Origin of the sequence: Pseudomonas sp. EGD-AK9, assembly GCF_000465935.2 — a bacterium.
Classification (GTDB): domain Bacteria; phylum Pseudomonadota; class Gammaproteobacteria; order Pseudomonadales; family Pseudomonadaceae; genus Aquipseudomonas.
Genome location: NZ_AVOF01000135.1, coordinates 1 through 7,954, shown reverse-complemented (window position 1 = coordinate 7,954; position 7,954 = coordinate 1). Strand labels below are relative to the sequence as shown.

At 69.3% G+C, this 7,954-nt stretch carries 7 protein-coding genes; 5 read left to right on the top strand and 2 right to left on the bottom strand.

What is annotated here, in order from left to right:
* The 5 genes from N878_RS07815 to N878_RS07795 all read left to right on the top strand — a co-directional run.
* Window positions 1-626 (top strand): TolC family protein (locus N878_RS07815; RefSeq protein ID WP_021443108.1); only part of this gene is annotated, 626 nt, incomplete at its 5' end.
* On the top strand, window positions 623-2,128 hold the full coding sequence (locus N878_RS07810) for an efflux RND transporter periplasmic adaptor subunit (RefSeq protein WP_021443107.1): 1,506 nt from the start codon (window positions 623-625) through the stop codon (window positions 2,126-2,128). The genes N878_RS07815 and N878_RS07810, both read left to right, overlap by 4 nt.
* A complete protein-coding gene (locus tag N878_RS07805; RefSeq protein WP_021443106.1) occupies window positions 2,125-5,250 on the top strand; it encodes an efflux RND transporter permease subunit in 3,126 nt (1,041 codons plus the stop codon). Before N878_RS07810 ends, N878_RS07805 begins: the two co-directional genes overlap by 4 nt.
* 71 nt (window positions 5,251-5,321) lie before the next feature.
* Entirely contained in the window at window positions 5,322-6,059 is a 738-nt protein-coding gene (locus tag N878_RS07800) for a helix-turn-helix domain-containing protein (protein ID WP_021443105.1), read from the top strand.
* A gap of 100 nt (window positions 6,060-6,159) precedes the next feature.
* Entirely contained in the window at window positions 6,160-7,050 is an 891-nt protein-coding gene (locus tag N878_RS07795) for a sterol desaturase family protein (protein ID WP_036987519.1), read from the top strand.
* A 23-nt stretch (window positions 7,051-7,073) separates the two neighbouring features.
* On the opposite strand, the gene N878_RS07790 is transcribed toward N878_RS07795, so the two are convergent.
* Both N878_RS07790 and N878_RS07785 read right to left on the bottom strand, forming a co-directional pair.
* Window positions 7,074-7,499 carry a hypothetical protein gene (locus tag N878_RS07790; protein WP_021443103.1) on the bottom strand — a complete coding sequence of 142 codons (426 nt, stop codon included), beginning with the start codon at window positions 7,497-7,499 and terminating at the stop codon, window positions 7,074-7,076.
* A 19-nt stretch (window positions 7,500-7,518) separates the two neighbouring features.
* Window positions 7,519-7,954 (bottom strand): HAD-IC family P-type ATPase (locus N878_RS07785; protein WP_021443102.1); only part of this gene is annotated, 436 nt, incomplete at its 5' end.

Genomic DNA, 7,954 nt, shown 5'->3' with positions numbered 1-7,954 from the left:
GCTGGGTCGGCGCGGCGGCCGACGAGTCGCTGCGCGGCCCCTTGCCCGACTGGCCGGTGGACGAGGTGCGCTACCGCCATGCCTTGTCCCAGCACCCCGAACTGCAGGCCTTCGTCCCGCAGACCCGCGAGGCCGAGGCCCGGGTCAAGCTGGCCGAAGCCGACAGACGCCCCGACTGGAGCTGGGAGCTGGCCTACCAGCAGCGTGATCGTGCCTTTGGCGACATGCTCTCGCTACAGCTGAGCATCGACCTGCCGCTGTTCGCCGGCAGCCGGCAGAACCCGCGCATCGCCGCCCAGCGCGCCGAGTTGCTGGCCCTGGAGGCCGAGCGTGAGGCGCTGCTGCGTGAGCATGCCCTGCAGCTGGCCATGGACCTGGCCGAGCACCGTCGCCTGCAGCGCGCCGTCGAGCGCAGCCAGGAGCAACTGCTGCCCCTGGCCGAGCAGCGCGTACGCCTGAGCCTGGCCGACTACCAGGCCGGTCGCGGCGAGCTGGGCGAGCTGATCGCCGCTCGCCGCGAGCGGGTGCAGGCGCAGTTGCGCCATCTGGACTTTCTCGAACAGCGGGCGCTGGTCGCTGCCCGTCTGCATTTCGCTTACGCCAACCAGCAGGAGCGTGACCAATGAGCCCTTCACCGATCCAGGCCCTGGGCCTCGTTACCCTGCTCGTGGCCGGGGCGGCCGCGGGCTACTGGCTTGGCCGTCAGGAGCATGGCCATGCGCCCGTGGCGGCTGACAGCGAGCGTCCGGTGCTCTACTGGTACGACCCCATGTATCCGCAGCAGCGTTTCGAGCAGCCGGGCAAGTCACCCTTTATGGATATGGACCTGGTGCCGCGCTACGCCGATACGCAGGCCGGCGATGCGCCGAGCACGGCCATGGCGATCGACCCGCGCCTGACCCAGAACCTCGGCATGCGCCTGGCCCCGGTGGTGCGCGGGCCGCTGCAGGGCGAGCTGGATGCGGTCGGCAGCCTGGGCTTCGACCAGCGCGACGTGGCCCTGGTGCAGACGCGCAGCGCCGCCTTCGTCGAGCGGGTCTACCCGCTGGCGCCGGAGGACCTGCTGGCGGCCGGCGCGCCGCTGGTGGATCTGCTGGTACCCGACTGGCTGGCGGCGCAGGAGGAATACCTGGCCCTGCGCGATCTCGACCAGCCTCAGCTGCTGGCCGCGGCGCGCCAGCGCCTGCAACTGGTGGGCATGCCGGCGGTGCTGATCACGCGCCTGGAGCGCAGTGGCCAGGTGCAGCGGCTGTGGACGGTGACCAGCCCGATTGCCGGGGTAGTGCAGGAGCTGGAGGTGCGCGAGGGCATGACCCTCAGTGCCGGGCAGAGCCTGGCGCGGATCAACGGCCTGGATCGAGTCTGGTTGGAGGTGGCGCTGCCCGAGGCCCAGGCCAGCGGGATCGAGCCCGGCCAGCCGGTCGAGGTGCTGCTGCCGGCGTTGCCGGGGGAGAGTATCGGCGGGCGTATCGAGGCACTGCTGCCCGAGGCCAACCTGGACAGCCGCACCCTGCGCCTGCGGGTGGTGCTGGACAACCCCGCGGGGCGCCTGCGTCCCGGCATGAGCGCGCGGGTGCGCCTGCAGCACAGCCAGGGCAGCGAGACCCTGCTCCTGCCCAGCGAGGCGGTGATCCGTAGCGGCCGGCGCAACCTGGTGCTGCTGGCCGAGGGCGAGGGCCGCTACCGGCCGCTGGAAATCCGCATCGGCCGCGAGCAGGGCGACCAGGTCGAGGTCCTCGAAGGCCTGAGCGAGGGCCAGCAGGTGGTGGCGTCCGGGCAGTTCCTGCTGGATTCCGAAGCCAGCCTGCGTGGTCTGCTGGCCCAGGAATTGGGCCAGCCGGCGGCCGAGGTCAAGCTACAGCCAGCCCTGCATGAGGCCGAGGGGCAGATCGACGAGATCGAGACCGATGGTCTGCTGCTCACCCATGGTCCGTTCAAGACCCTGGGCATGCCGGGCATGAGCATGTTCTTCCCGGTGGCCGATGCCGCCCTGCTGCAGGGCCTGCAGCCCGGCCAGCGGGTGCGCGTGGCGGTGCGCGAAAGCGATGAGGACCTGCTGATCGAACGGATTCAGCCGCTGGCAGCCGCCGAGCATGGCGACCACGGCCATGACGAGGTGCAGCCATGATCGCCGCGCTGATTCGCTGGTCCCTGGCCAACCGCCTGCTGGTGCTGCTGGCCAGCCTGTTCGCCACCGCCTGGGGCGTCTGGGCGGTGCAGAGCAGCGCCATCGATGCCCTGCCGGATCTGTCCGACACTCAGGTGATCATCCGCACGCCCTATGTCGGCCAGGCGCCGCAGATCGTCGAGAACCAGGTCACCTACCCGCTGGCCAGCGCCATGCTCTCGGTGCCGGGGGCCAGCGCGGTGCGCGGCTTCTCCTTCTTCGGCGACAGCTTCGTCTATGTGCTGTTCGAGGACGGCGCCGACCTGTACTGGGCGCGCTCGCGGGTGCTGGAGTACCTCAGCCAGATCCAGGAGCGCCTGCCGGCCGGGGCCAAACCGGCGCTGGGGCCGGATGCCACCGGAGTCGGCTGGATCTACCAGTACGCCCTGGTCGACCGCAGCGGCCGGCACGATCTGGCGCAGCTGCGCGCCCTGCAGGACTGGTTCCTCAACTTCGAACTCAAGGCCCTGGCCAACGTCGCCGAGGTGGCGAGCATCGGCGGCATGGTCAAGCAGTACCAGGTGCTGCTCGACCCGATCAAGCTGGCCAGCCGCGGCATCACCCAGCAGCAGGTGGCGGCGGCCATCGGCGAGGCCAACCAGGAAAGCGGCGGCAGCGTGCTGGAACTGGCCGAGGCCGAATATATGCTGCGCGCCTCCGGCTACCTGCAGAGCCTCGCGGACTTTCGCGCCATTCCCCTGCGCCTGGATGCCGGCGGCGTGCCGGTGACCCTGGGCGAGGTGGCGCATATCCAGCTCGGCCCGGAGATGCGCCGCGGCATCGCCGAACTGGACGGCGAGGGCGAGGTGGTCGGCGGCGTGGTGATCCTGCGCAGCGGGGCGAACGCGCGCAGCACCATCGCCGCGGTCAAGGCCAAGCTCAGTGAGCTGCAGGCCAGCCTGCCCGAGGGTGTGGAGATCGTCACCACCTACGACCGCAGCCAGCTGATCGACCGCGCGGTGCGCAACCTGGGCGAGAAGCTGGTGGAGGAATTCGTCGTCGTGGCCCTGGTCTGCCTGGCCTTTCTCTGGCACCTGCGCTCCTCCCTGGTGGCCATCGTCTCGCTGCCGCTGGGGGTGCTGATCGCCTTTATCGTCATGCAGCAGCAGGGCATCAACGCCAACATCATGTCCCTCGGCGGCATCGCCATCGCCATCGGCGCCATGGTCGACGCGGCCCTGGTGATGATCGAGAACGCCCACAAGAAGCTCGAACACTGGCATGCCGAGCACCCGGGCGAGGCGCTCAAGGGCGAGCGGCACTGGCAGGTGATAGGCACTGCGGCGCTGGAGGTGGGCCCGGCACTGTTCTTCAGCCTGATGATCATCACCCTGTCGTTTATCCCGGTGTTCACCCTCCAGGCCCAGGAGGGCCGCCTGTTCGGCCCCCTGGCCTTTACCAAGACCTACGCCATGGCCGCCGCCGCCGGGCTGTCGGTGACCCTGGTGCCGGTGCTGATGGGCTACTGGATTCGCGGGCGCATCCCGGATGAGCGGCGCAACCCGCTTAACCGTGGCCTGATTCGGATCTACCAGCCGGCCCTGGAATGGGTGCTGCGCTTTCCCAAGGCGACCCTGGGGCTGGCCCTGCTGGTGTTTCTCAGCGCGCTGTGGCCGGCCAGCCAGCTGGGCGGCGAGTTCCTGCCGCCGCTGGACGAGGGCGACCTGCTGTATATGCCCACCGCGCTGCCGGGGCTGTCGGCGCAGAAGGCCGCGCAACTGCTGCAGCAGAGCAACCGCATGATCAAGACGGTGCCCGAGGTGGCGCGGGTGTTCGGCAAGGCCGGGCGCGCCGACAGCGCCACCGACCCGGCGCCGCTGGAGATGTTCGAGACCACCATCCAGTTCAAGCCTCGCGAGCAATGGCGCCCCGGCATGACCGCGGAAAAGCTGGTGGAGGAGCTGGACCGCGCGGTGCAGATACCGGGGCTGGCCAACCTGTGGATCCCGCCGATCCGCAACCGTATCGACATGCTCGCCACCGGCATCAAGAGCCCGATCGGGGTCAAGGTGGCCGGCAGCGACCTGGCGCAGATCGATGCGGTGACCCAGGCGGTGGAGCGGGTGGCGCGCACGGTGCCCGGGGTCAGTTCGGCGCTGGCCGAACGCCTCACCGGCGGGCGCTATATCGATGTCGATATCGACCGCGTGGCGGCCGCCCGCTACGGCCTGAATATCGCCGAGGTGCAGGAACTGGTGGCTGGCGCCATCGGCGGGATGAACGTCGGAGAAACCGTGGAGGGCTTGGCGCGCTTTCCCATCAACCTGCGCTACCCGCGCGAGTGGCGCGATTCCCTGAGCCGCCTGCGCGAGCTGCCGATCTACACCCCGGTGGGCAGCCAGATCACCCTCGGCACGGTGGCGCGCATTGCCATCAGCGACGGCCCGCCGATGCTGCGCAGCGAGAATGCGCGGCCCTCCGGCTGGGTCTATATCGACACCCGCGGCCGCGACATGGCCTCGGTGGTAGCCGACCTGCGCCAGGCCATCGCCGAGCAGGTGCGCCTGCAGCCGGGCATGAGCCTGAGCTTTTCCGGCCAGTTCGAGTTTCTCGAACGGGCCAATGCGCGGCTCAAGCTGGTGGTGCCGGCGACCCTGCTGATCATCTTCGTGCTGCTCTACCTGTGCTTCTCGCGACTGGACGAGGCGCTGCTGATCATGGCCACCCTGCCGTTCGCCCTGACCGGCGGCGTCTGGTTCCTCTACTGGCTGGACTACAACCTGTCGGTGGCCACCGGGGTGGGCTTTATCGCCCTGGCCGGGGTGGCGGCGGAGTTCGGCGTGATCATGCTGCTGTACCTGCGCAACGCCTGGACCGAGCGCCAGGCGGCCGGGCAGGGCACGCCGGCGGCCCTGCTGGAGGCGATCCGCGAGGGCGCGGTGCAGCGGGTGCGGCCCAAGGCGATGACGGTGGCGACCATTATCGCCGGCCTGCTGCCGATCCTGCTGGGCAGTGGCAGCGGCAGCGAGATCATGAGCCGCATCGCCGCGCCCATGGTCGGCGGCATGCTTAGCGCGCCGCTGCTGTCGCTGCTGGTGCTGCCGGCGGCCTACCAGCTGTTGCGCCTGCGTGAGGTGCGCTAGGGTGCGCCGTGCGCACCGGGGCCAGCAGTGAAAGGCGGTGCGCCCACGCAGCGAGCTTCCCAGGAGGGGCCATGAAGACACAGGGGCATATCGCCTGGGCCGGCCAGGCCTGGATCGGTCCGGGCATCGGCCTGTTTCTCGGCCAGGCCGGGCACAACCAGGCGCACCGGCATATGGCCGTGCAGCTGGCCATCGGCCTGGACGCACCGCTGCGGGTATGGGCCGCCGACGAGGCGCTGTGCGCGCCGGTGGTGGCGATTCGTGCCGGCACCCTGCACCGCATCGAGGCGGGCCGGCTGCTGTCGGTCTATCTCGACCCCTTCTGCGCCGAGGCCCGCGCCCTGGGCCTGAGCGAGCCGCTGCAGGGCCTCGAACTGGGCGAACCAGGCCCTTTGCTGCAGGCTCTGCAGCGGGGGGAGGGCGATGCGACCGCATTGCGCCAGGCGCTGGGCCGTTATCTGCAGCTGCCGCCCGCGGCGCCCCTCGACCCGCGCTTGGCGCGGCTGCTGCCGCTGCTGGACGATCCCGACCATGACCTGCGGCAGCTGGCGCAGCAGGTGCACCTGTCGCCCAGCCGTTTCTCCCACTGGTTCAGCGCCAGCTGCGGCCTGCCGCTGCGCAGCTACCGCAAGTGGCACCGGCTGATCCGCGCCCTGCAGGCCATCACTCAGGGCCATAACCTGACCACGGCGGCCCATGCCGCCGGTTTTGCCGATGCCGCGCATTTCTCCCGCAGCTTCCGCAGCCTGCTGGGCCTCGACCCATCCTCGGCCCTGGCCCGGGTGCAGCTGCACTCAGCGGAGCACTAGGCACAGCATCCGCTATTGCTCGGCAGCTTAGCCGTTTTGTTCAAGCGCCCCGGATCTCGCGAGCGGCACAGTGGCCCCAGTCACCCGCGAGGAACCCACCATGCGCAAACTCCCACATCCATTGACCCTGCTGATTCGCTGGGGCAGCTATCCGCTGATTTTCGGCGGCAGCGCCATCCTGCTGCTGAGCCTGTTGCAGCGCGGCATCCCGGCCTGGCCGGCGAGCCTGCCGGTGGTCGCCCTGGCGCTGCTGGCGGTGGCCCTGCTGGAGCGCCTGCAGCCCTTTCGTCGCAGCTGGCTGGAGGACCATGACGACAGCCTGACCGACGCTATCCACCTGCTGGTCAACCTCGGCCTGATCCAGCTCGGCAGCCTGCTGCTGGGCCTGCTCGGGCCCTGGCTGAGCCTGCAGCTGTTTCCCCTGCACTGGCCCTGGTGGGTGCAGTTGCTGCTGGTGGCGGCGTTGATCGACTGCAGCCTGTACCTGATGCACCGCGCCAGCCACCGCTTCGCCTGGCTGTGGCGGCTGCACGCGCCGCACCACAGCGCCGAGCGCCTGTACTGGGTCAATGGCGAGCGTCGCCATCCCCTGAGTGCGCTGCTGCTGGCTGGTCCCGGTCTGGTGCTGCTGGCCCTGCTCGGCGCGCCGGCGCAGCTGTGCGCCACCTGGTTCGCCCTGCTCACCGTGCACCTGGCCTTCCAGCACGCCAACCTGGACTACGACCTGGGGCCGCTGCGGCGCCTGCTGGCGGTGGCGCAGATGCACCGCTGGCACCACAAACGCGACTTCGAGGACGCCCAGGTGAATTTCGGCGAATTCCTGCTGCTCTGGGACTGGCTGCTGGGCAGCTACCACGACAGCGCCGAGCGCCTCGGCGAGGCCGAGGTAGGGCTGCGCGAACGTGACTACCCCAGGGGCTACCTGGGGCAGTTATGGCAGCCGTTTCGCCGGGTCACGTCATCGGTGCCCGGTGAAACAGGCAAGAGTTGAGGCCTGTGTTTTACTCAGCGGCTTTACTGCCCGTTCGCCATCGACTGGCTTTCCAGCATCTGTTCCATCATCTGCATCATGTCCTGCATGTTCTGGTGCATGTCTTTCAGGCATTGCTGCTGCATGGGCGCATCCTTGGCCATCGGGCATTGGCTCTGCTGCATGCGCTGGTTCATCATGCCCATCTGCGAACGCATGGCCTGGCGGTGTTCGCTGCGGATCTTCTGCCGCTGCTGAGGGTCGGTGGTGCCGTGCATCTGCCGCATCATGTCCTGCATCTGCGACCAGTCCATCATCATGCCCTGGCCCATGCCTTGTCCCATGGGCATGCCTTGCTGGTTCTGCGCCAGCTGCTCCGGATGATGGGCCTGCTCGGCGAAGGCCGAGGCGGTGAGCAGGGTGCCGGCCAGAGCCAGAGCGGTCAGTGCGTTGCGTGAAGTGGTGTTCATGGTGATGCTCCTGCGTGGTTTACGGGGTGTGGCGAAGACTGCCCAGGCGTACACGCTTGAGCAGCGCGGAGTTGACGATCACCGACAGCGACGACAAGGCCATGGCGGCCGCCGCCAGGATCGGGTTGAGCAGGCCGAAGGCCGCGATGGGAATGCCGACGCTGTTGTAGATAAAGGCCCAGAACAGGTTCTGCTTGATCTTGCGCATGGTCGCGCGCGACAGCTGAATCGCGGCCACCACATCGCGCACGTCGTCGCGGATCAGGATGATGCTGCCGGTCTCCTTGGCCACGTCGGAGCCCGAGCCGATGGCGATGCCGATCTCGGCCGCGGCCAGGGCCGGGGCGTCGTTGACGCCGTCGCCGACCATGGCCACCACCTGGCCCTCGCCCTGCAGCTGGCGGATCACCGCGACCTTGTCGTCCGGCAGCACCTCGGCGATCACCCGGCCGATG